A 22787-nucleotide genomic window follows, 5' to 3' on the forward strand; every position below is an offset into this window, starting at 1 on the left:
GAAGGTGTTGATTGTCGCTGCCGTAAGGCATTGCGCGCGGCGGCGAAGGGTCGCCGCGCGCGATCATTTCTTTCATGCCCCGGAAAGCCCCGCAGGGTGACTCGCCTTCAGCAATCCGGCGAAGCCATGTGCTCGCCAGGAATCATTTTGCAAATTGTCGCCAAGTATCTTTTACAGCAGGTCTTTTATCAACAATTCAGCCACCTGCACAGCATTGAGCGCCGCGCCTTTGCGTACGTTATCTGACGTCAGCCACACATTAAGTTCCGACGGGTCGTCGATTCCTGCCCGGACACGACCCACGTAGACCACATCCTGCCCTACCGCGTCGCCGACCGGTGTCGGGTAGTCGCCGGCTTCCACCAGCTCGATCCCCGGAGCGTCTTCCAGTGCTTGGTTGACTTTCACCAGGTCCACAGCGCTGGCTGACTGCAAGGTCACGCTAAAGCTATCGCCAAAAAACACCGGGGCTTGAATGCAAGTGGCGGAAATCTTTAATAAAGGCAGCGCCATGACCTGGCGCAGCTCGCGCACCAGGCGTTTTTCCAGCAACGTATGGCCCGAATCATCCGGCTTGCCGACCTGCGCCAGCAGGTTGAACGCCATCTGCCGATCGAAGAATTTCGGCTCCAGCGGGCGCATGTTCAGCAGCTCGGCGGTTTGCCGGGCCAGCTCAGTGACCGCTTCGCGCCCCTGATCGGAGACCGCCAGACTGCCCGTCACGTGGACCCGTTGCAGGTCGAGCACGTTGAGCAATGGCGCCAGCACCACGGACAAGATGGTGGCCGATGGGCTCGGGCTACTGACCAGGAAAGGCTTTTTCAAACCAGCCAACACCTCGGCATTGGCTTCGGGTACCACTTGTGGCGCCTGATCAGCCGGCAAGGCGCCGGACAGATCGATGACCGAGCAACCGGCCGCCACCGCCCGCGAGGCAAAACTCAGGCTGACTGCCGGGCCGGCCGCAAAGAACACCAGTTGCACCTTGCTGAAGTCGAATTCATCGACTTCCCGCACCCGCACGTTCTTGCTACGAAACATCACCGAACTGCCGGCGGATTCACTACTGGCCAGCAGGTGCAGGTTGCCGACGGGGAAGTCGCGCTCTTCGAGAATCTGTACCAGCGTTTCGCCGACGGTACCGGTGGCGCCGATCACGGCGATATCAAGGGTCTGGGTCATGGTCTGCCTCTGGCGAAACGGGGGGGAGCGGCACTTTACCGGGTGGGTGGCGGGCAGGCAATTTCTGCTGAGACCTGTGTTGATTGTACTGGCCCCATCGCGGGCAAGCCCGCTCCTACAGGTACGGCGGTGCACTTGTGAGAGCGATGGGCCGTTACGGACAACCCAAAATAAAAAACCCGCACCTCTCACAAGGCACGGGTTCTTTCATTGCATCAACCGATCAACGCTCGAGCAGGATCCGCAGCATGCGACGCAGCGGCTCGGCAGCGCCCCACAACAGCTGGTCGCCGACGGTGAAGGCGCCCAGGAACTGCGACCCCATGTTCAGCTTGCGCAGACGCCCAACCGGGATGTTCAGGGTGCCGGTAACCTTGTTCGGGCTCAGTTCCTGGATGCTGACATCGCGATTATTCGGCACCAGCTTGACCCAAGGGTTGTGCTGGCTGATCAGGCCCTCGATGTCGGCCATCGGTACGTCTTTGTTCAGTTTGATGGTCAGCGCCTGGCTGTGGCAGCGCATGGCGCCGATCCGTACACAGATGCCGTCCACCGGGATCGGGCTCTTGAAGCGACCGAGGATCTTGTTGGTCTCGGCCTGGGCCTTCCACTCTTCTCGGCTCTGGCCGTTTGGCAGTTCCTTGTCGATCCACGGGATCAGGCTGCCCGCCAGCGGTACACCGAAGTTTTCGGTCGGGTACGCGTCGCTGCGCATGGTTTCGGCGACACGACGATCGATGTCGAGGATTGCGCTGGCCGGATCGGCCAGTTGATCGGCGACGGACGCGTGGGTCGCGCCCATCTGCTTGATCAGTTCACGCATGTTCTGCGCGCCGGCACCGGACGCCGCCTGATAGGTCATGGCGCTCATCCACTCGACCAGACCGGCCTCGAACAGGCCGCCCAGGCCCATCAGCATCAGGCTGACGGTGCAGTTGCCGCCGATGTAGTTCTTGGTGCCTGCGTCGAGCTGCTGGTCGATGACCTTGCGGTTCACCGGGTCCAGCACGATCACCGCGTCATCCTGCATGCGCAGGCTGGAAGCAGCGTCGATCCAGTAACCCTGCCAGCCGGCTTCGCGCAGCTTGGGGAATACTTCGCTGGTGTAGTCGCCACCCTGGCAGGTCAGAATCACGTCGAGGGTTTTCAGCTCTTCAATGCTGTAAGCGTCCTTGAGCGGAGCAATGTCCTTGCCCACGGACGGGCCTTGGCCGCCGACATTGGAAGTGGTGAAAAACACCGGCTCGATAAGATCGAAATCCTGCTCTTCCAGCATCCGCTGCATGAGCACGGAACCGACCATACCGCGCCAACCGATCAGACCTACACGTTTCATCGCAACTACACCTTCTTGAAAAGTGGACCGCTGCTTTCGGGGGTGAAAGTGGCAGCGGGCCCGAGAGATTACAGATTCCGCAGCGCGGCGACTACTGCGTCACCCATTTGCTGCGTACCGACTTTGGTACAACCGGCCGACCAGATGTCGCCCGTGCGCAGGCCCTGGTCCAGGACCAAGCTGACGGCTTTTTCGATGGCATCGGCGGCGGCCGACTGATTGAAGCTGTAACGCAGCATCATCGACACCGACAGAATGGTTGCCAGCGGGTTGGCAATGCCCTGCCCCGCGATATCCGGCGCCGAACCGTGGCACGGCTCGTACATGCCCTTGTTCTCGGTGTCCAGGGACGCCGAGGGCAGCATGCCGATGGAGCCGGTGAGCATCGAGGCCTGGTCGGACAGGATGTCGCCAAACATGTTGTCGGTGACGATTACGTCGAATTGCTTCGGCGCCCGCACCAGTTGCATGGCCGCGTTGTCGACGTACATGTGGCTCAACTCGACTTCAGGATAATCCTTGGCCACCTGCTCGACAATTTCACGCCACAACTGGCTGGACGCCAGGACGTTGGCCTTGTCCACCGAGCACAGCTTCTTGTTGCGCACCATGGCCATGTCGAAACCGACACGGGCAATGCGGCGGATTTCGCTTTCGCTGTAAGGCAGGGTGTCATAGGACTGACGCTCGCCGTTTTCCAGCGTGCGGGTACCGCGTGGCGCGCCGAAGTAGATGCCGCCGGTCAGCTCGCGAACGATCAGGATGTCCAGGCCCGAGACAATTTCCGGCTTCAGGCTGGAAGCCTCTGCCAGTTGCGGGTACAGGATCGCCGGACGCAGGTTGCCGAACAGGCCCAGTTGCGCACGGATTTTCAGCAGGCCGCGTTCAGGGCGGATGTCTCGCTCGATGGTGTCCCATTTCGGTCCACCCACGGCGCCCAGCAACACCGCGTCGGCCGCACGGGCACGCTCCAGGGTTTCATCGGCCAGCGGAACGCCGTGCTTGTCGATGGCGGCGCCGCCGATCACATCGTGGCTCAGTTCGAAGTCCAGGCTGTACTTGTCGTTGGCCAGTTCCAGCACCTTGACCGCTTCGGCCATGATTTCCGGACCAATACCATCGCCTGGGAGAATCAGAATCTGCTTGCTCATGCTTTCCTCATGTCATCAGTCGGTGCGCCCGCAGGCGCGCCCGGAAAAATTCTATCGTTCGGCCATCAGTACCAGGACATCGGTGCTGAAAGAGCCATCGGCGTCAATTTCGAAATACTCGCGCACTTCAGTGCCCATCGACTGCTGCAGTTCGCGGATCGCCGCGCGCATCACTTGCGGTGTGCGCATGCGCTCCACCCAGGAGCTGTATTCCAGGCGCAGGCGCTGACGCGTGGTGCTGCGGGTGTGCAACCCCGCCTCACTGACCTGGCGCAACCACTCACCGGCGGAGTAATCACGCACATGGCTGGTGTCGCGCAGTACTTCGACGCTTTGCAGGTAAGTGTCGAACAACGGGCTGCCCGGTGACAACACATCGATGAACGCCGCCACGCCACCCGGCTTCAATACCCGGCGCACTTCGCGCAGGGCCAGGCCCAGATCGCTCCAATGGTGCGCCGAATAACGGCTGAACACGAAATCGAATTCGCCATCGGCGAACGGCAGGTGCTCAGCGGCGCCACGCACCGTGGAAATATTGCCCAAACCACGATCGACCGCCGCAGCGGCGACCACGTCGAGCATTTGTTGCGACAGGTCGTAGGCCACCACGTCCCCGGCCAGCGGTGCCACGTGAAAACTCACGTGGCCAGCGCCGCAACCCAGGTCCAGGACCCGGGCCGCGCCCTTCCCCGCCAGTTCAGCCTGTAGCAGTGCGAATTCGGTGCCCTGAGCGTGGACGGCGCTGCTCAGGTAAGCCGCAGCTTGCTCACCGAATTGTTTCTGGACTACCTGGCTGTGCTGGGGGGTGCTGGTCATGGGGACTTCCTTTCTGGGGTGAGTCTTGTGTTGCCTGTACCGGCCCCTTCGCGGGCAAGCCCGCTCCCACAGGGTTTGTGGTGCTCATAAAACCTGTAGGAGCGGGCTTGCCCGCGATGGGGCCGGACCTGACTACATCAGTTACGCATCACGAAACAACCAAGGCTGGCTCGCCCGGTGCTTGGCTTCGAACGCCGCAATCGCATCGCCGTCCTGCAAGGTCAGGCCGATATCGTCCAGACCGTTGAGCAGGCAGTGCTTGCGAAACGCATCGATTTCAAAACTCAGCACCTTGCCATCCGGACGGGTCACGGTCTGGGTTTGCAGGTCGATCTGCAACTGGTAACCCGGATCGGCTTCGACCTGCTTGAACAGCTCATCGACTTCCTCGTCGCTCAGGATGATCGGCAGCAAGCCGTTCTTGAAGCTGTTATTGAAGAAGATGTCGGCGTAGCTCGGCGCAATGATGCTGCGGAAACCGTACTCTTCCAGGGCCCATGGCGCGTGTTCACGGCTGGAACCGCAACCGAAGTTCTCGCGGGCCAGCAATACGCTGGCGCCCTGGTAGCGCTCGGCGTTGAGGACGAAGTCCTTGTTGAGTGGGCGCTTGGAGTTGTCCTGGTACGGCTGGCCGACATCCAGGTAACGCCATTCGTCGAACAGGTTAGGACCGAAGCCGGTGCGCTTGATCGACTTCAAGAATTGTTTCGGGATGATCTGGTCGGTATCGACGTTGGCACGATCCAAAGGCGCGACAAGACCAGTGTGCTGGGTAAAGGCTTTCATGCTGCGCTCCTCAGATCAATTCACGGACGTCAACGAAACGACCGTTCACCGCCGCCGCAGCGGCCATGGCCGGGCTCACGAGGTGGGTACGGCCACCCGCGCCCTGACGGCCTTCGAAGTTACGGTTGGAGGTCGAGGCGCAGTGCTCGCCAGACTCCAAACGGTCCGGGTTCATCGCCAAACACATCGAGCAACCCGGCTCACGCCATTCGAAACCGGCTTCAAGGAAAATCTTGTCCAGGCCTTCGGATTCGGCCTGCGCTTTCACCAGCCCAGAGCCCGGCACGACGATGGCCTGCTTGATGGTGGAGGCTACTTTGCGGCCCTTGGCGATCACCGCCGCAGCACGCAGGTCCTCGATCCGCGAGTTGGTGCACGAACCGATGAACACACGGTCGAGCTGAATGTCGGTGATCGCCTGATTGGCGGTCAGCCCCATGTACTTCAATGCGCGCTCGATGGAACCACGTTTAACCAGGTCAGCTTCCTTGGCCGGGTCCGGCACGTTCTGATCAACAGCCAGGACCATTTCCGGCGAAGTGCCCCAGCTGACTTGCGGCTTGATCTGGGCGGCGTCGAGCTTGACGACGGTGTCGAACACGGCATCGGCATCGGACACCAGGTCTTTCCAGGCCTCGACGGCCAAATCCCACTCCGCGCCTTTCGGGGCGAATGGACGGCCCTTCACGTAGGCCACGGTTTTTTCATCGGCGGCGACCAGGCCAACGCGTGCGCCGGCTTCGATGGACATGTTGCAGATGGTCATACGGCCTTCGACCGACAGATCGCGAATGGCGCTGCCCGCGAATTCGATGGCATGGCCGTTACCCCCGGCGGTACCAATCTTGCCGATCACGGCAAGGACGATGTCCTTGGCCGTGACGCCGAACGGCAAAGTGCCTTCGACCGACACCAGCATGTTTTTCATTTTCTTGGCGACCAGGCACTGGGTGGCGAGCACGTGCTCGACCTCGGAAGTGCCGATACCGTGAGCCAGGGCACCAAAAGCGCCGTGGGTCGAGGTGTGGGAGTCGCCGCAGACCACGGTCATGCCCGGCAAGGTCGCGCCCTGCTCCGGACCGATGACGTGGACGATGCCCTGGCGGACGTCGTTCATCTTGAATTCGACAATGCCGTATTCATCGCAGTTATCGTCGAGGGTCTGGACCTGCAGACGCGACACCTGGTCGGCAATCGCTTCGATGCCGCCCTTGCGCTCCGGCGTGGTCGGTACGTTGTGGTCCGGGGTCGCGATGTTGGCATCGATGCGCCAAGGCTTGCGCCCGGCCAGACGCAGGCCTTCGAACGCTTGCGGTGAGGTCACTTCATGGATGATGTGACGATCGATATAAATCAGCGCAGAGCCATCGTCGCGCTGTTTGACCAGGTGCGATTCCCAGAGCTTGTCGTAGAGCGTTTTGCCGGCCATCAGACGGTTTCCTCATCAGCTTGTTTCTATGCCCTGGGTTTATTTGATTTCAATAACCCTTTGGCTTGTGAGGCTGATGCTATGGGGTTAGATTAAATAACTCAAATTCATATTTTTTATGCTTTGGATAACCAACTGGAATACACCCATGGATCTCGCCAACCTGAATGCATTTATTGCAATTGCCGAGACTGGCAGTTTCTCCGGCGCTGGTGAACGGCTGCACCTGACGCAACCGGCGGTGAGTAAACGTATTGCCGGCCTGGAGCAGCAATTGAACGTGCGTCTGTTCGACCGACTGGGCCGGGAGGTCGGTTTGACCGAGGCTGGCAGGGCGTTGCTGCCGCGCGCTTATCAGATCCTCAATGTGCTGGACGACACCCGCCGCGCCCTGACCAACCTGACTGGCGAAGTGACCGGTCGCCTGACCCTGGCCACCAGTCACCACATCGGCCTGCACCGCTTGCCACCCCTGCTGAGGGAGTTCACCCGGCGTTACCCGCAAGTGGCGCTGGATATTCAGTTCCTCGATTCGGAAGTGGCCTACGAAGAAATTCTGCATGGCCGCGCCGAACTGGCGGTCATCACGCTGGCGCCGGAACCCCACACATTGGTCAAGGCCACGCCGGTCTGGGATGACCCGCTGGATTTCGTGGTCGCCCCGGAACATTCACTGATCAGCAACGGCGCCGTGAGCCTGGCGGATATCGCCCTGCACCCGGCGGTATTCCCCGGCGGCAACACCTTTACCCATCACATCGTCCAGCGGCTGTTCGAAGCCCAGGGCCTGACACCCAACATCGCCATGAGCACCAACTACCTGGAAACCATCAAGATGATGGTCTCGATCGGCCTGGCCTGGAGCGTCTTGCCGCGCACCATGCTCGACGAGCAGGTGGCGCGCATTCCTTTGCCGGGCATACAACTCACTCGCCAGCTAGGCTATATCTTGCACACCGAACGGACGCTCTCGAACGCAGCGCGGGCCTTCATGGCCCTGCTGGATGCACAAATCGATCTGCCAGGGACTCAAGGCTGACTTGTGCTACTCCTATAGAGCCGCGAGAGCCTGTGCCCAACGCCAATTCAGCCTAAGGCTTGCCAATGCCCAAATCTGTTGACCGTATTCCACCCATGCCACGTATCCAGGCGCTTGACCCCAAACAGTCGGAGCAAAGCTGGGAGAGCGCACCGCAGTTGCTCGCCGCCCTCAACGGTGCACGCCTGGGCGCCTGGTACTGGGACATCGAGCGCGGACAGATCAGTTGGTCACGGGGGACCCAGGCTTTGTTCGGCTTCGACCCCCACCAGCCCCTGCCCGACGATCTGGAATACCTCGACCTGCTGCCGCTGGAAGACCGCGCCAAGACCATCCGCGCATTCCATGCCGTAATTGCCGGCGCACCGCTGGAGCAGGCGATGCACCACCGCATCCGCTGGCCCGACGGCAGCCTGCACTGGCTGGAGATCAACGGCAGCCTGCTACCGGACAAACATGGCAGGCCCCGAATGATCGGAGTGATTCGCGAAATCACTCACCAGCGCCAGCGCGAGCAGGCGCTGAGCAGCTCGGAAAAACGCTTCGCGACACTCTTCCACCTGTGCCCGAACATGGTTTTGCTGACGCGCCAGGACGACGGCCTGATCACCGAGGCCAACCAGTATTTCGAAAGCCTGTTCGGTTGGCCGGTGCAAAACGCGATTGGCCGCACGACGGTCGAACTGGGCCTGTGGGTGCACCCGGAGCAGCGGGAAAAACTGGTCAAGGCAACCAAGGCCAAGGGCGAACTGATCAGCATGGAAGTGCAGTTTCGCGCGAGCAACGGTCAGATCCACGACGGCATCCTCAGCGCGCAGAAAGTCGAACTCGAAGGCCAGCCCTATCTGCTCAGCACCTTCCTCGACACCACCGAGCGCAAGGCGGCCGAACTCGCCTTGAAAGACAGCCAGGAACGCCTTGACCTGGCGCTGGATTCGGCGCAACTGGGCACCTGGGACTGGCACATTCCCAGCGGCATGCTTTACGGCTCGGCGCGGGCCGCGCAATTGCACGGACTGGAAGCCAAACCCTTCCATGAATCGTTCGAGGATTTTTTCGAAGGCGTGCCCGGCGAGGAACGTGACAGCATGCGCGACGCCTATCGCAGCCTGCGCGAAGGCCCGGCCGGCAACTATCAACTGACCTACCGCGTGCAACTCGAGGACGGTTCATCGCGCTACCTGGAAAGCCGCGCCCGCCTCTACCGCGATGAAAACGGCGCGCCTCTGCGCATGGCAGGCACCTTGCTGGACATCACCGATCAGGTTGAGCGCGAACAGAAGCTCATCACCTCTGAAGAGAAGTTCGCCACCCTGTTTCAGGTCAGCCCGGACCCGATCTGCGTCACCCGCCAGGACACCGGCCAATTCATCGAGATCAACTCCAGTTTCACCCAGACCTTTGGCTGGAGCACGGCCGAGGTGATTGGGCGCAGCGCCGACGAAATCGGCCTGTGGGACGCCTCGAGCCAGAGTCAGCGACGGATCGAACAAGTGGTCCGCGAACAGGGCCTGAACAACGTGGCCATCCTGGTCAGGCATAAAAACGGCCAGTCATTGACGTGCGTGATTTCCAGCCGCCAGATCAGTGTCGGCGACCAGCCCTGCATCGTCACCACGTTGCGCGACATCACCCAGCAGCAACGCTCGGAAGCGGCGCTCAAGGCCAGCGAAGAGAAATTCGCCAAGGCGTTTCATTCCAGCCCTGATGCCATCACCATTACCGAACGCGATACCGGGCGTTATCTGGAGGTCAACGACGGTTTCTGTCGCCTGACCGGCTACCGCTCCGATGAGGTGGTCGGCCGCACGGTGTACCAGGTCGGTATCTGGGCCGAAGAAAAACAACGCTCGGCGCTGCTCGCCGAATTGCAGATCAAGGGCCGGGTACACCACCAGGAAATGCTCGGGCGCAACAAGCGCGGCGAACTGCTCACGGTCGAGGTTTCGGTGGAACCGATCACCCTCAACGAAACGGCCTGCCTGCTGCTGACCGCTCGCGACGTCAGCCTGCTGAAAAATGCCGAGGCGCAGATCCGGCACCTGGCCTATCACGACCCGTTGACCAACCTGCCGAACCGCGCGTTGCTGATGGACCGCCTGAGCCAACAGATCGCCCTGCTCAAGCGCCACAACCTGCGCGGGGCGCTGATGTTCCTCGACCTTGACCACTTCAAGCACATCAACGACTCACTGGGTCATCCGGTTGGCGATACGGTACTGAAAATTATCACCGCGCGCCTGGAAGCCAGCGTGCGCATGGAGGACACCGTTGCGCGCCTGGGTGGCGATGAATTCGTGGTGCTGCTCAGTGGCCTCGAAGGCACGCGCAATGAAGTCTCGGCCCAGGTCCGCGAGCTGGCCGATACCATGCGCGAACTGCTGTCGGAACCGATGTTCCTCGACGGCCAGCGACTGCAAGTCACGCCAAGCATCGGCATCGCGCTGATCCCCGATCACGGCTCGACCCCGACCGATCTGCTCAAGCGCGCGGACATCGCGTTGTATCGGGCCAAGGATTCAGGGCGCAACACCGCGCAGATGTATCACAACACCATGCAGAAGGCTGCCAGTGAACGCCTGCGCATGGAAACCGACTTGCGCCTGGCCCTTTCCCGGGGCGAATTCGATGTGCATTTCCAGCCCCAGGTCGACGCGCGTGACAATCGCATCGTCGGTGCAGAAGCACTGGTGCGCTGGAATCACCCGGAACTGGGTGCGCAGTCCCCCGCCGAATTCATCAAGGTGCTGGAAGACAGCGGCCTGATCCTCGAAGTCGGCACCTGGATCGTCGACGAAGCGTGCAATGCCTTCCGGCAATTGATTGCCAAGGGCCTGGTCAACCCCTTGCAGTTCAGCCTGTGCGTGAATATCAGCCCACGGCAGTTCCGCCAGAATGACTTCGTCGAGCGTATCGAGCACAGCCTGACCAGTCACAACCTGCCCTACTCGATGCTGAAACTGGAAATCACTGAAGGCATCGTCATCCAGAACCTGGAAGACACCATCAGCAAAATGCGCCGACTGAAAAAACTCGGCGTCAGCTTTGCCATGGATGACTTCGGCACCGGTTACTCCTCGCTGACCTACCTCAAGCGCCTGCCGGTGGACACCCTGAAAATCGACCAGTCGTTCATCCGCGACGCCACCACCGACCCCAACGACGCCGAGATCATCCGCGCCATCGTCGCCATGGCCCGCAGCCTGGAATTGAAGGTCATTGCAGAAGGTGTCGAAACGCCGGAGCAGCTGCAGTTTTTACAGGGGCTGGGTTGCCACCTGTATCAAGGCTACCTGCATAGCCAGCCGTTGCCGGTGGAGGCGTTCGAGCGGTTGTTGCGCTAAACCCTGTAGAAGCGAGCTTGCTCGCGATGGCGGTGTGTCAGCCAGCATGATTCCAACTGACACACCACCATCGCGAGCAAGCTCGCTCCTACAGGAAAGTTTGGCCTGCGCCCATACCTGCGTATGAATCCCTCAAACCTACACATGACGCCACTGACCCTGCGTACAAATGACGCCGCACCGCCCACCCCGTAGATTTAATCCCACGTCGGCGGCGTGCCTCCCCCGCACCGCCACTGACTGATCGCCAACAGTCGATCGCCCTCCCTGCAATACCCCGGCCCACCCTTCCCGATCACAGGGCCGGTTTTTTGCGCCCGCATACCGGTTATGCGGGCGCTTTTTTTGTAGGTCATAACGACCACGATGCAGTCAATGTGACCGCAACCGTAACGAGTCATTTGGACTACAGACTGGCAGTCCGGCCCGTAAAACCTGGTCATTGCGTTCGGCACGAGTCTTGATAGGGCTACGCCCAAATGCCGAACGTCAACATCAAGGAGCTGATATGCACCGCGACACCGATCCGACAGCGATGACGCTGCCGCGACCCCCACACAACCCCGTTCAGATGGAGGTGCTCCATGGGTGAATACCGCAAATTATGGTGGTCGCTGATAGGCGTCCTTGGCGTGACGTTCTGCCTGCTGGGCTGGTTCGGTCGCGAGATCTACCGACAGGCTCCACCGATCCCCGAACAGGTGCAGAGCGTCGATGGCACCACGCTGTTTCGCGCCGACGACATCCTCGACGGCCAGACCGCCTGGCAGAGTATCGGCGGCATGCAGGTGGGCTCGATCTGGGGTCACGGTGCCTACCAGGCGCCCGACTGGACCGCCGACTGGCTGCATCGCGAATTGCTCGCCTGGCTGGACCTGGGGGCGCAACAGCGTTTCGGCAAGGCCTACAGCCAGATCGATGATGACCAGCAGGCGCTGTTGCGCCACCAACTCAAGCGCGAGTATCGCGGCAACCGGTTGGTGAATGGCACGCTTGTGCTCAGTGAGCGACGCATCCAGGCCATCGCGAAAACCGCTGCCTACTACCACGCCCTGTTCAGCAACGATCCATCGTTGCATGGCAGCCGTGAAAGCTTCGCGATGAAAGAGAACACCCTGCCGGACGCCGCCCGGCGCGAGCAATTGACGCAGTTCTTCTTCTGGACCGCCTGGGCGGCCGCCACCGAGCGTGACGGCCAGGCCGCGACCTACACCAACAACTGGCCGCACGAGCCGTTGATCGACAACAATCCCACAGCCGAGAACATGGTCTGGTCGATTGTGAGCATCGTCGTACTGCTGGCCGGCATCGGTTTCCTGGTCTGGGGCTGGGCATTCCTGCGCAAGCACGAAGAAGGCGAACCCACGGTTCCTGCGCAGGACCCGTTGAGCCTGATCAAACTGACGCCATCGCAAAAGGCCCTGGGCAAATATTTGTTGCTGGTGGGCGCGCTGTTCGGCTTCCAGGTGCTGATGGGTGGCGTGACCGCGCACTACACGGTCGAGGGCCAGGATTTCTACGGCCTGCCCTTGTCGAAGTGGTTCCCTTACTCGCTGACCCGGACCTGGCACCTGCAGAGCGCGATGTTCTGGATCGCCACGGGCTTCCTCGCGGCGGGGCTGTTCCTGGCACCCTTCATCAATGGCGGCAAAGACCCCAAATACCAGAAGCTCGGGGTCGATGTGCTGTTCTGGGCACTGGTGCTGGTGGTGGTCGGCTCGTACACCGGCAACTTCCTCGCCATCGCGCAACTGATGCCCGCCGAGTGGAGTTTCTGGCTCGGCCATCAGGGTTACGAATACGTGGACCTGGGGCGTCTGTGGCAGATCGCCAAGTTCGCCGGCATCGTGTTCTGGCTGGTGCTGATGTTGCGCGCGATGGTGCCTGCCCTGCGCCAACCGGGCGATAAAAACCTGCTGGCGTTACTGGCCTGCTCGGTGATCGCCATTGGGCTGTTCTATGGCGCGGGCCTGTTCTACGGCGAGCGCACCAACCTGTCGGTCATGGAATACTGGCGCTGGTGGGTGGTCCACCTGTGGGTTGAAGGCTTCTTCGAAGTGTTCGCCACTACTGCGCTGGCCTTCATCTTTACCAGCATGGGTCTGGTATCGAAACGGCTGGCAACTACCGCGACCCTGGGCTCGGCTTCGCTGTTCATGCTTGGCGGCGTTCCCGGCACCTTCCACCACATTTATTTTGCCGGCACCACCACACCGGTGATGGCGGTGGGCGCGACCTTCAGCGCACTGGAAGTGGTCCCCCTGATCCTGCTGGGTTATGAAGCCTGGGAAAACTGGCGCCTGAAAGAGCGTGCGCAATGGATGGCGCGGATTCGCTGGCCATTGCAGTTCTTCATCGCCACGGCGTTCTGGAACATGTTGGGTGCCGGCGTGTTTGGCTTCCTGATCAACCCACCGATCTCGCTCTATTACATCCAGGGCCTGAACACCACGCCACTGCATGCGCACGCCGCGTTGTTCGGAGTTTACGGCTCGCTGGCACTGGGCTTCTGCCTGTTGATCCTGCGTTACCTGCGGCCAAACCTCGAGTTCAATGATCGCCTGATGCGCACGGGCTTCTGGTGGCTTAACGGCGGCCTGGCGCTGATGATTTTCACCAGCCTGCTGCCAGTCGGCATCCTGCAGTTCTACGCCAGTGCCAGCCAAGGCCTGTGGTACGCCCGCAGCGAGGAGTTCATGCAACAGGATCTGCTGCAAACCTTGCGCTGGATCCGCACCTTCGGCGACATCGTGTTCCTGATCGGCGCGTTTGCGGTGATCTGGCAAATCGCCGGCGGGCTGCTGTTTTCGTCTCGCCATCCGCGCGCCGTGAACGCGCAGACGATCGGCCAGCGTTAACCACCTGTGCACAAAAAAGGGCGCCATTCGGCGCCCTTTTTCACTGCTCGGCCTTAGTGTTGCAAAGCCGGTTTTTGCTCCCCGTTGATCGGGATGCGTTTGGCTTTCGCCTCTTCCGGAACGACGCGCAGCAGGTCAATGCTGAGCAGACCGTTACGCAGGTCCGCAGCCTTGATTTCGATGTGGTCGGCCAGGCGGAAGGACAGCTTGAAAGCACGTTGGGCGATGCCCTGATGCAGGAAGGTCACGCCCTCGGTTGCATCGCGTTTGCCGCCACTGATGGTCAGCACACCCTTCTCGACTTGCAGGTCCAGGTCTTCTTCCTGGAATCCGGCCGCCGCCACGACGATGCGGTACTGATCGTCACCGCGTTTTTCCACGTTGTAGGGAGGGTAAGAGCTGCCTGGCTCGTTGCGCAGGGCGGTTTCGAACAGGTCGTTGAAACGGTCGAAACCAACCGAGGAACGGAACAGAGGCGCGAGAGAAAATGCAGTAGTCATGATTCAAATCTCCTGAAAACAATCAGCAAGTTTTTGTGTCTCCGCGACCCGAATTCGGCATCGCGTACCCCTTAGATAGGGACCGCTGATTGCATTTCAAGAGAGGTTTTTCAGAATTTTTTGCAAAATTTTTCAGGCAGCCTCAGGCACCCCGAGCAAACGCGAAACCTGATCCGGCTCCGTTTCGCGGCGCAGCACCGTGAATAGCTCCACCGCTTCAGGGTAATTGCGCGTCAGCATGGCCAGCCATTGCTTCAGGCGACCCGGCGACTGACGGGGTGTCATCTGCGCCTTGGCTTGCAGCCAGAAGTCCTGGATCAGCGGCAGCAGCTCGGCCCAGGTCATTTCGACCACCTCCTCGCCTGCGCGGGCGGCCATGATCTGCCGGCCCAGGTCGGGGCGCGAAACCAGACCGCGACCGAGCATGATGTCTTCCACACCGCTGATTTCCCGGCAACGGCGCCAGTCTTCGACGCTCCAGATGTCGCCATTGGCGAACACTGGCACCTTGACCACGTCCTGCACCCGCGGGATCCATTCCCAGTGTGCCGGGGGCTTGTAACCATCGGTCTTGGTCCGGGCGTGCACGACGATGTGTTCTGCGCCGCCTTCGGCCAGCGCCGTGGCACAGACCAGCGAACCGTCCGGGCTGTCGAAACCCAGGCGCATTTTCGCGGTGACCGGAATGTGCGCCGGTACCGCCCGACGGACATGCTCGACAATCCGATTGAGCAACTCGGGCTCCTTGAGCAGCACGGCCCCGCCCCGGGACTTGTTGACGGTCTTGGCGGGGCAGCCGAAGTTCAGGTCGATGACTTCAGAGCCCAACTCACAAGCCAGTGCTGCGTTTTCCGCCAGGCACACAGGGTCCGATCCCAGCAGTTGCACACGCAGAGGCACGCCAGCGGCGGTACGCGCACCGGTCAGCAGCTCGGGGCCAAACTTGTGGAAATAGGCCGGGGTCAGCAACTGGTCGTTGATGCGGATGAACTCAGTCACGCACCAGTCGATACCGCCGACGCGGGTCAGCACGTCACGCAGGATGTTGTCGACCAACCCCTCCATGGGTGCCAAGGCAATTTGCATGGAAAACACACTCGAGGAAAAACGTGCGGCAGTTTACTGGATTACATCCAAAAACTGCACTTGAACCTGTATGAGCGAGCTTGCTCGCGATGGTGGTGTGTCAGTTGGAATCATGCTGGCTGACACACCGCCATCGCGAGCAAGCTCGCTCCTACAGGGGGTGTGGCGGCGGTAGGATCAAGGCCGGGCCATAACCTTCGATGAACTCGGCCGGCATGCGCTTGGGTCGCCCCGTGGAGAGCTCGATGCACACAAAGGTGGTCTGCGCACGCAGCAGCGTGGCGTTGTCGCTTGGACGCTTGAGCTGGAAGTGCCGGGTCATTTTCAGGCGCTGGTCCCAATCGACGATCCAGGTCGCCAATTGCAACTGATCGCCCTCGTAGGCCGCCGCCAGGTAATCGATCTCGTGGCGCACCACGGCCATCGCCCTGTCCAGCCGCCGGTATTCAACCAGATCCAGCCCCAGCCGCTGGGAGTGACGCCAGGCACAGCGTTCGAGCCAGGTCACGTACACCGCGTTATTGGCGTGCCCCAGGCCATCGATGTCCTCGGCACCCACTTCCAGATCGATGATAAATGGCGTTGCCCGATCCCAGCCCATGCCCACTCCCGGTCAGATTAATGCGACCGGGGCAGTGTAACGGATGCTCAGGCCGATTGGCGTGATTGCAGGCTGCGACCGGCCAGCAGTGATAACACACCATCAATCACACGCGGGTCGGCCAGCACTCGCTGGTGCCCTCCTTCGGCCAGCCGCAACAAACGGCTGTCGAACCAGGCATCGTGGATCAGTTGGGATTCCTTGACCGAGACCAGGCGGTCGTCTTCGGCGTGAACGATCAGGCCAGGCATGTCGAGCTGATAGCGTGCGACATCCAGCGCCGCCGCGCGCATCCCCACGTCCTTTTCAACCTGACGAATGAACGCAGAGCGGGCTTTCGGCGGCAGCCGCACGCAACGGGCAAAACCGCGCAGCACGCCAAGAATTCGCGCCGGCGCGGCAATGGTGACCAGGGTCTCGGTGCGCAACCCCAACTGGACCGCCAGCATGGCACTCGCGCCGCCCATGGAATGGCCGATGACGGCTTGCAGGGGTGGTAACTCGGCGGCCGCCTCGAGCATGGCGCGGGCGAACAGCATGACGTTGGCTTCACGACCAGGTGAGCGACCGTGACCAGGACCATCCAGCGCCACGACACTGTAGCCGGCGTCGACCAGAGCACTGATGAGGCTGGCAAACTGCGTCGGCCGCCCTTCCCACCCATGCATCAGCAACACCGCCGGACCTTGACCCCAGCGCAAGGCGGAGAGGCCGAACCGCAAGGTGATGCGTTCGGATTTCGCCAACATCGGCAATTCCCAATCGCGCGGCGGCAGTTCCCGCGGTGTCATGAATGCCAGTCGCATTTTCGCCGCAACCAGCTTCGGTGCAAACCAGCCCAAGGTGCCATTAACGCCACGAACCCACTTTAACGCGCTCATCGCTCTCACTCCCCAGGCCAATGCCTTCAGGTCATAGCACCGCCGACTTGGCGGCACGCAGCAATCGATCGGACAATTCTCCTGGCCCCAGCGCCCTTGCCAGGGCCAGACCACCGACCATCAGCGCCATATCGGCCAACGCCTTGTCGGTGTCTTCCGGGCTGGCCGCCAGTTGCGCGACCATCAGCTCCACGTGCTCGTTCAGCGCCACACGAAACGACTCGGGCAAGCGCCCCAACTCGCCGACCGAGGCCGGGATCGGGCAGGCTGAGTCCGAGGAGTCGCGATGTTTGCGTGACAGGTAGAAGGCCGCCACCAGTGCGCGACGCTCTTCGCCGGTCAAATCCGCATCCATGTCGGCGATCAGTCCACGGCGGTGGCCGAGCAGTTGCTTGAACGCTTCCAGCATCATGGCGTCCTTGCTTTCGAAGTGCGCATAGAAGCCACCCACCGTCAGGCCGGCCGCCCCCATCACTTCGCCCACGCTCGGTTCGGCCGGGCCACGCTGGATCAGCGCTGCACTGGCGGCCTTGAGAATGCGTTCGCGGGTTTGAGCTTTCTTGTCGTTCATCGCTGCCTCCAAATATTACGACTAGAATATTATTCTCATAATAATATTCTGCAAGTCAAGAATGTGACCGCCGGTCAGATGCACAGTTTGAAGAAAATAAGGGAATTTGGCCAAACGCCAGACAAACAAAAGGGCCATTCAATAATTGAATGACCCTTATAAATCCCGCAGAGCGGGTAATCGTGGCGTCCCCTAGGGGACTCGAACCCCTGTTACCGCCGTGAAAGGGCGGTGTCCTAGGCCACTAGACGAAGGGGACGCAAAACCTTCTATACAACTGATCAGTGCTGAGTGCTGATCGCTTCGAGGCCGGTGTGGCCAGACCTTGAAGTGTAAAATTGGTGGAGCTAAGCGGGATCGAACCGCTGACCTCCTGCATGCCATGCAGGCGCTCTCCCAGCTGAGCTATAGCCCCGGATTTTTCGCCTCGCGGCGCAGCGACATCTTGCAACATCGCTTGTGTAAAACTGGCGTCCCCTAGGGGACTCGAACCCCTGTTACCGCCGTGAAAGGGCGGTGTCCTAGGCCACTAGACGAAGGGGACGCAAACCCTTCTTTACAACTGATCAGTGCTGAGTGCTGATCGCTTCAAGGCCGGTGTGGCCAGACCTTGAAGTGTAAATTGGTGGAGCTAAGCGGGATCGAACCGCTGACCTCCTGCATGCCATGCAGGCGCTCTCCCAGCTGAGCTATAGCCCCTCATCGCTGAGGACGGGGCGAATCTTAATGGCGCTTCGGAAACCTGTCAAACTTATTTTCAACAATTTTCAAAAAAATTTTCCGCCATAACAATCACTTACCGCCCTGCCCCGTAAATGCGGGGCATTTGCGCTCCTGTAGCCACCGCCTCCGGCAGCAGCTACAGAAGCACGCCCTGGATCAGGCGATGTTACCCAGCAGTTTTTCCCACTCCTTGTTTTCCTTTTTCGACACGCCACCGAGCAGATCGATGGCCTGACGCAGGCGGAAACGCGTGAGATCCGGACCCAGGATCTCCATGGCATCGAGCACCGACACCGAGCTCGCTTGCCCCGTAATGGCGGCAAACATCAGCGGCATGGCGTCGCGCAACTTCAATTCCAGGGATTCGACCACCGCCTGGATCGTCGCGGTGATGCTGTCCTTCTCCCACTGACGCAGGCTTTCCAGTTTCCACAGGATCAACTGCATCAACTGACGGACCTGATCGCCCGACAATTTCTTGGACTCGAACAGCTTGGCATCCGGATTGACGCCACCGGCAAAGAAGAAGCCGGCCAGCGGTGCAACCTGGCTGAAAGTTTCCACACGCCCCTGGACGTGGGGCGCGATTTTCATCATGTATTCGGGGTTCAGCGCCCAGGTCTGCAGGCGACTGGCGAACTCTTCCACCGGCAGGTCGCGCAACCACTGGCCGTTGAGCCATGACAGTTTCTCGATGTCGAAGATCGGCCCGCCCAGGGACACCCGACTCAGGTCGAAGTGGTCGACCATTTCCTGCAACGAGAACTTCTCGCGCTCGTCCGGCATCGACCAACCCATGCGTCCCAGGTAGTTGAGCATGGCTTCAGGCATGAACCCCATGCGCTCGTAGAATGTCACCGACGTCGGATTCTTGCGCTTGGACAGCTTGCTCTTGTCCGGGTTACGCAGCAGCGGCATGTAGCACAACTGCGGTTGTTCCCAGCCGAAGTATTCGTACAGCAAAATCAGTTTCGGCGCCGATGGCAGCCATTCCTCACCACGCAGCACATGGGTAATGCCCATCAGATGGTCGTCGACCACGTTGGCCAGGAAATACGTCGGCAGACCGTCGGTCTTCATCAGCACTTGCATGTCCATGCGATCCCACGGGATCTCGACATCGCCACGCAGCATGTCCGGCACCACACACACGCCTTCGCTCGGCACCTTCATGCGGATCACGTGCGGCTCGCCGGCCGCCAGGCGACGGACGACTTCTTCCTTGGACAGCAGCAGCGCACGACCATCGTAACGCGGGGTTTCGCCGCGAGCCATTTGTTCGGCACGCATCTGGTCCAGTTCTTCGGCGGTGCAGAAGCACGGGAACGCGTGACCCATGTCGACCAGTTGCTGGCAATACTTCTGGTAGATATCGCCACGCTCGCTCTGCCGGTATGGGCCGTGCGGGCCGCCAACGTCCGGGCCTTCGCTCCAGTCGATACCCAGCCATCGCAGGGCGTCAAAGATCTGCTGTTCGGACTCGCGGGTCGAACGTAACTGATCGGTGTCCTCGATCCGCAGGATGAACTCGCCGCCATGCTGCTTGGCAAAGCAGTAGTTGAACAGAGCAATGTAAGCGGTACCTACGTGGGGGTCCCCGGTAGGCGATGGCGCGATGCGCGTGCGGACGGTGGTCATGGCAAGTCTCGAAATGAAGATGAAACAAAGGGCGAATGTTAACAGGCGTTGCCCGCCCGGCTCCAGTGAGCAGGGCATTTAAGCCAAGTTTGCGTCTGCAAGGGGTCTTGGCCTCGATGAATGACCGATTATCACCCGATGGCATTTACCCACTATTGGCTGTATGCCAAATTCGCCTGCTGATAAATTTCCTTACAATTACTCGACTACAGTTTGCCCCATGCCTGCCCAACTCAAGCGTCGCCTGTTCAGTTTCCTGTTGATCGTCCTGCTGATTGCCGGGGGCTTTTTTGCTCATTGGTTTTTCAAGGGACGTTTTTATGAAAGCACCGACAACGCCTATGTCCAGGGCGAGATCACCCGTGTCTCAAGTCAATTGGGTGCGCGCATCGAACAGGTGCTGGTGCAGGACAACCAGCACGTCGAAAAAGGGCAACTGCTGATCAAGCTCGAGAGCGATGACTTCCAGCTCGCCGTCGACCGCGCCAACGCCGCGCTCGCCACGCGCCAGGCCGAACGCCTGCAAGCGCAAAGCAAGCTGACCCAGCAGGCCAGCCTGATCGCCGCCAGCGATGCGCAGGTGGCGTCCAGCCAGGCCAGCCTTGGCCGCTCGCAAATCGACCTGTCTCGCGCCCAGGCCCTGCGTAAACCGGGTTATGTCTCCGAAGAACGGGTCACCACCCTTTCCGCCGACAACCACATCGCTCGCTCGCAGGTGAGCAAGGCCCAGGCCGATGCGCAAAGCCAGCGCCAGCAGGTCGATTCGCTGACGGCCGAAATCAAGCGCCTCGACGCCATGATCGCCAATGCCCGGACCGACCTGGCCCAGGCCGAACTGAACCTGACGCGCAGCGAAATCCACGCACCGATCAGTGGCCTGATCGGCCAGCGCGCTGCACGTAATGGCCAATTCGTGCAGGCCGGCGCTTATTTATTGTCAATCGTCCCGGACCAGGACATCTGGATTCAAGCCAACTTCAAGGAAACCCAGATCGGTCACATGCAGCCTGGCCAGAAAGCCGAGCTGACTTTCGATGCTTACAGCGACACGCCCATCCAGGCACGGGTCGACAGCCTGTTCGCGGCCTCGGGCGCGCAGTTCAGCCTGTTGCCGCCGGATAATGCCACGGGCAACTTCACCAAAGTCGTACAACGAATTCCGGTAAAACTGACCTTCGCCGCCGATAACCCGCTGCGCGGCAAGATCCGCCCGGGCATGTCGGTTACCGCGACAGTGAATATCAAAGACGCCCCGATCGATGGCCGGTGATCAACTGATCCGCCCGGTCGGCGAACCGACTCGGCGGGACTGGATTGCGGTCATGAGCGTGATGCTCGGCGCGTTCATGGCAGTGCTCGATATCCAGATCACCAATTCGTCGCTCAAGGACATCCAGGGCGCGCTGTCGGCGACTCTGGAAGAAGGCTCGTGGATTTCCACGTCTTACCTGGTGGCGGAAATCATCATGATTCCGCTGACGGCGTGGCTGGTGCAGTTGCTATCGGCACGGCGCCTGGCCGTTTGGGTGTCGCTGGGGTTTCTCGTCGCTTCGCTGCTTTGCTCCCTGGCCTGGAGCCTGGAGAGCATGATCGTGTTCCGCGCCCTGCAAGGTTTCACCGGCGGTGCACTGATCCCGCTGGCGTTCACCCTGACGCTGATCAAACTGCCTGAACATCACCGAGCCAAAGGCATGGCGATGTTTGCCATGACCGCCACGTTCGCCCCCTCCATCGGCCCGACACTCGGTGGCTGGCTCACGGAAAACTGGGGTTGGGAGTACATCTTCTATATCAACATACCCCCGGGGCTGATCATGATTGCCGGCCTGATGTATGGACTGGAGAAGAAAGAGGCACATTGGGAATTACTGAAAAGTACCGATTACGCCGGTATCGTCACCCTTGGCGTCGGCCTTGGCTGTTTGCAGGTATTTCTCGAGGAGGGTCATCGCAAGGACTGGCTCGAATCGACCCTGATCGTCACTCTCGGCAGCATCGCCCTGGTCAGCCTGATCACCTTTGTGATCGTACAGTTTTCCAAACCCAATCCGCTGATCAATCTGGGCATCCTCGGCAATCGCAACTTTGGATTGTCGAGCATTTCCAGCGTTGGCATGGGCGTGGGGCTGTACGGATCGATCTATTTGCTACCGCTGTACCTGGCGCAGATCCAGAACTACAACGCCCTGCAGATCGGCGAGGTGATCATGTGGATGGGCGTGCCGCAGTTGTTCCTGATCCCGCTGGTGCCCAAACTGATGAAATACGTGTCGCCAAAATGGCTGTGCACCGTGGGTTTCGGCCTGTTCGGACTGGCGAGTTTTTCCTCGGGCGTGCTGAACCCCGACTTCGCCGGGCCGCAGTTCAATCAGATCCAGATCATCCGCGCCCTTGGCCAGCCGCTGATCATGGTGACCATCTCGCTGATCGCCACTGCCTACATCCTGCCGCAGGACGCGGGGTCGGCGTCGAGCCTGTTCAACATCCTGCGCAACCTCGGAGGCGCCATCGGCATTGCCCTCCTCGCCACCTTGCTGGATGCGCGGACCAAGACCTACTTCGATTATCTGCGTGAAGCGATCGTGCCGACCAACCCGCAGGTGGCCGAGCGGCTCGCTTCATTGACCGACCGCTTTGGTAGTGAAACGGCAGCATTGGGCAAGCTAAGTGAGATCGCCCACCAGCAGGCGTCGATCATGGCTTACAACGATGCGTTTCACTTTGTGGGGATTGCGCTGGGAATCAGCATGGTGGCGGTGTTGTTGACGAAGAAGTTGCCGGTGGGGCTCAAGGCTGGGGAGGCGCATTGAGTTTTGAGGTGCCTTTACCGGCCTCATCGCGAG

Annotated in this window: 17 protein-coding genes and 4 tRNA genes; 5 read left to right on the top strand and 16 right to left on the bottom strand. The window is 60.6% G+C overall.

Annotated elements, in window-relative coordinates; all coding sequences use genetic code 11:
• Positions 1–171: 171 nt before the first annotated feature.
• From AB4N33_RS12225 to leuC, 6 genes are all read right to left on the bottom strand, one after another.
• Positions 172–1182, bottom strand: coding sequence for an aspartate-semialdehyde dehydrogenase (locus tag AB4N33_RS12225; protein ID WP_460116744.1), 1011 nt, complete (start codon positions 1180–1182; stop codon positions 172–174).
• Positions 1183–1405: 223 nt separating this feature from the next.
• Positions 1406–2518 carry an aspartate-semialdehyde dehydrogenase gene (gene asd / locus AB4N33_RS12230; protein ID WP_175377544.1) on the bottom strand — a complete coding sequence of 371 codons (1113 nt, stop codon included), beginning with the start codon at positions 2516–2518 and terminating at the stop codon, positions 1406–1408.
• Between the two features lie 68 nt (positions 2519–2586).
• On the bottom strand, positions 2587–3669 hold the full coding sequence (gene leuB, locus AB4N33_RS12235) for a 3-isopropylmalate dehydrogenase (RefSeq protein ID WP_460116745.1): 1083 nt from the start codon (positions 3667–3669) through the stop codon (positions 2587–2589).
• A 51-nt stretch (positions 3670–3720) separates the two neighbouring features.
• Complete coding sequence (locus tag AB4N33_RS12240; RefSeq protein WP_476457433.1) at positions 3721–4488, bottom strand: class I SAM-dependent methyltransferase; 768 nt, start codon at positions 4486–4488, stop codon at positions 3721–3723.
• Between the two features lie 141 nt (positions 4489–4629).
• Positions 4630–5274 (bottom strand): 3-isopropylmalate dehydratase small subunit, encoded by a 645-nt coding sequence (gene leuD, locus AB4N33_RS12245; RefSeq protein WP_460116748.1) that lies wholly within the window; start codon positions 5272–5274, stop codon positions 4630–4632.
• 10 nt (positions 5275–5284) lie between these two features.
• Positions 5285–6703: a 3-isopropylmalate dehydratase large subunit gene (gene leuC, locus AB4N33_RS12250; RefSeq protein WP_460116750.1), complete on the bottom strand. Its 1419-nt coding sequence runs from the start codon at positions 6701–6703 to the stop codon at positions 5285–5287.
• Positions 6704–6851: 148 nt separating this feature from the next.
• Between leuC and AB4N33_RS12255 the strand changes: the two genes are divergently transcribed.
• The 3 genes from AB4N33_RS12255 (at position 6852) to AB4N33_RS12265 (ending at position 13944) form a co-directional block, all read left to right on the top strand.
• Positions 6852–7742 carry a LysR family transcriptional regulator gene (locus AB4N33_RS12255; RefSeq protein ID WP_460139749.1) on the top strand — a complete coding sequence of 297 codons (891 nt, stop codon included), beginning with the start codon at positions 6852–6854 and terminating at the stop codon, positions 7740–7742.
• 65 nt (positions 7743–7807) lie between these two features.
• On the top strand, positions 7808–11086 hold the full coding sequence (locus AB4N33_RS12260; RefSeq protein ID WP_460116754.1) for an EAL domain-containing protein: 3279 nt from the start codon (positions 7808–7810) through the stop codon (positions 11084–11086).
• A gap of 584 nt (positions 11087–11670) precedes the next feature.
• A complete protein-coding gene (locus tag AB4N33_RS12265) occupies positions 11671–13944 on the top strand; it encodes a nitric-oxide reductase large subunit (RefSeq protein WP_476457434.1) in 2274 nt (757 codons plus the stop codon).
• 53 nt (positions 13945–13997) lie between these two features.
• Here the strand turns inward: AB4N33_RS12265 and AB4N33_RS12270 are convergent, their stop codons facing one another.
• The 10 genes from AB4N33_RS12270 to gltX form a co-directional block, all read right to left on the bottom strand.
• Positions 13998–14444 (bottom strand): Hsp20 family protein, encoded by a 447-nt coding sequence (locus AB4N33_RS12270; RefSeq protein WP_460116758.1) that lies wholly within the window; start codon positions 14442–14444, stop codon positions 13998–14000.
• Between the two features lie 132 nt (positions 14445–14576).
• The gene (locus AB4N33_RS12275) at positions 14577–15530 is read right to left on the bottom strand and encodes a tRNA dihydrouridine synthase (protein WP_460116760.1); all 954 of its coding nucleotides are present in this window, start codon (positions 15528–15530) and stop codon (positions 14577–14579) included.
• 151 nt (positions 15531–15681) lie between these two features.
• Positions 15682–16131 carry an acyl-CoA thioesterase gene (locus AB4N33_RS12280; RefSeq protein ID WP_460116762.1) on the bottom strand — a complete coding sequence of 150 codons (450 nt, stop codon included), beginning with the start codon at positions 16129–16131 and terminating at the stop codon, positions 15682–15684.
• A gap of 47 nt (positions 16132–16178) precedes the next feature.
• Positions 16179–17012: an alpha/beta fold hydrolase gene (locus AB4N33_RS12285; protein ID WP_460116763.1), complete on the bottom strand. Its 834-nt coding sequence runs from the start codon at positions 17010–17012 to the stop codon at positions 16179–16181.
• Between the two features lie 31 nt (positions 17013–17043).
• Positions 17044–17583, bottom strand: coding sequence for a TetR/AcrR family transcriptional regulator (locus AB4N33_RS12290; RefSeq protein WP_460116765.1), 540 nt, complete (start codon positions 17581–17583; stop codon positions 17044–17046).
• A 183-nt stretch (positions 17584–17766) separates the two neighbouring features.
• A tRNA-Glu gene (locus AB4N33_RS12295) sits at positions 17767–17842 on the bottom strand.
• An 80-nt stretch (positions 17843–17922) separates the two neighbouring features.
• A tRNA-Ala gene (locus tag AB4N33_RS12300) sits at positions 17923–17998 on the bottom strand.
• A gap of 53 nt (positions 17999–18051) precedes the next feature.
• A tRNA-Glu gene (locus AB4N33_RS12305) sits at positions 18052–18127 on the bottom strand.
• Between the two features lie 79 nt (positions 18128–18206).
• Positions 18207–18282: transfer RNA gene (locus tag AB4N33_RS12310), tRNA-Ala, on the bottom strand.
• A 180-nt stretch (positions 18283–18462) separates the two neighbouring features.
• The gene (gene gltX / locus AB4N33_RS12315) at positions 18463–19944 is read right to left on the bottom strand and encodes a glutamate--tRNA ligase (protein ID WP_476457435.1); all 1482 of its coding nucleotides are present in this window, start codon (positions 19942–19944) and stop codon (positions 18463–18465) included.
• Positions 19945–20164: 220 nt separating this feature from the next.
• Here gltX and AB4N33_RS12320 point away from each other — a divergent pair, with 220 nt between their 5' ends.
• Together AB4N33_RS12320 and AB4N33_RS12325 are read left to right on the top strand one after the other, a co-directional pair.
• Positions 20165–21214 (top strand): HlyD family secretion protein, encoded by a 1050-nt coding sequence (locus tag AB4N33_RS12320; RefSeq protein WP_460116768.1) that lies wholly within the window; start codon positions 20165–20167, stop codon positions 21212–21214.
• Positions 21204–22754 (top strand): MDR family MFS transporter, encoded by a 1551-nt coding sequence (locus AB4N33_RS12325; protein ID WP_476457436.1) that lies wholly within the window; start codon positions 21204–21206, stop codon positions 22752–22754. Before AB4N33_RS12320 ends, AB4N33_RS12325 begins: the two co-directional genes overlap by 11 nt.
• Positions 22755–22787: the final 33 nt, after the last annotated feature.

It is taken from the genome of Pseudomonas sp. S1_E05 (assembly GCF_056337105.1).

Bases quoted from the DNA above. Each gene is read 5' to 3' on its own strand.
- AB4N33_RS12225 (WP_460116744.1), bottom strand. From the start codon at position 1,182: ATGACCCAGACCCTTGATATCGCCGTGATCGGCGCCACCGGTACCGTC.
- asd (WP_175377544.1), bottom strand. From the start codon at position 2,518: ATGAAACGTGTAGGTCTGATCGGTTGGCGCGGTATGGTCGGTTCCGTG.
- leuB (WP_460116745.1), bottom strand. From the start codon at position 3,669: ATGAGCAAGCAGATTCTGATTCTCCCAGGCGATGGTATTGGTCCGGAA.
- AB4N33_RS12240 (WP_476457433.1), bottom strand. From the start codon at position 4,488: ATGACCAGCACCCCCCAGCACAGCCAGGTAGTCCAGAAACAATTCGGT.
- leuD (WP_460116748.1), bottom strand. From the start codon at position 5,274: ATGAAAGCCTTTACCCAGCACACTGGTCTTGTCGCGCCTTTGGATCGT.
- leuC (WP_460116750.1), bottom strand. From the start codon at position 6,703: ATGGCCGGCAAAACGCTCTACGACAAGCTCTGGGAATCGCACCTGGTC.
- AB4N33_RS12255 (WP_460139749.1), top strand. From the start codon at position 6,852: ATGGATCTCGCCAACCTGAATGCATTTATTGCAATTGCCGAGACTGGC.
- AB4N33_RS12260 (WP_460116754.1), top strand. From the start codon at position 7,808: ATGCCCAAATCTGTTGACCGTATTCCACCCATGCCACGTATCCAGGCG.
- AB4N33_RS12265 (WP_476457434.1), top strand. From the start codon at position 11,671: ATGGGTGAATACCGCAAATTATGGTGGTCGCTGATAGGCGTCCTTGGC.
- AB4N33_RS12270 (WP_460116758.1), bottom strand. From the start codon at position 14,444: ATGACTACTGCATTTTCTCTCGCGCCTCTGTTCCGTTCCTCGGTTGGT.
- AB4N33_RS12275 (WP_460116760.1), bottom strand. From the start codon at position 15,530: ATGCAAATTGCCTTGGCACCCATGGAGGGGTTGGTCGACAACATCCTG.
- AB4N33_RS12280 (WP_460116762.1), bottom strand. From the start codon at position 16,131: ATGGGCTGGGATCGGGCAACGCCATTTATCATCGATCTGGAAGTGGGT.
- AB4N33_RS12285 (WP_460116763.1), bottom strand. From the start codon at position 17,012: ATGAGCGCGTTAAAGTGGGTTCGTGGCGTTAATGGCACCTTGGGCTGG.
- AB4N33_RS12290 (WP_460116765.1), bottom strand. From the start codon at position 17,583: ATGAACGACAAGAAAGCTCAAACCCGCGAACGCATTCTCAAGGCCGCC.
- gltX (WP_476457435.1), bottom strand. From the start codon at position 19,944: ATGACCACCGTCCGCACGCGCATCGCGCCATCGCCTACCGGGGACCCC.
- AB4N33_RS12320 (WP_460116768.1), top strand. From the start codon at position 20,165: ATGCCTGCCCAACTCAAGCGTCGCCTGTTCAGTTTCCTGTTGATCGTC.
- AB4N33_RS12325 (WP_476457436.1), top strand. From the start codon at position 21,204: ATGGCCGGTGATCAACTGATCCGCCCGGTCGGCGAACCGACTCGGCGG.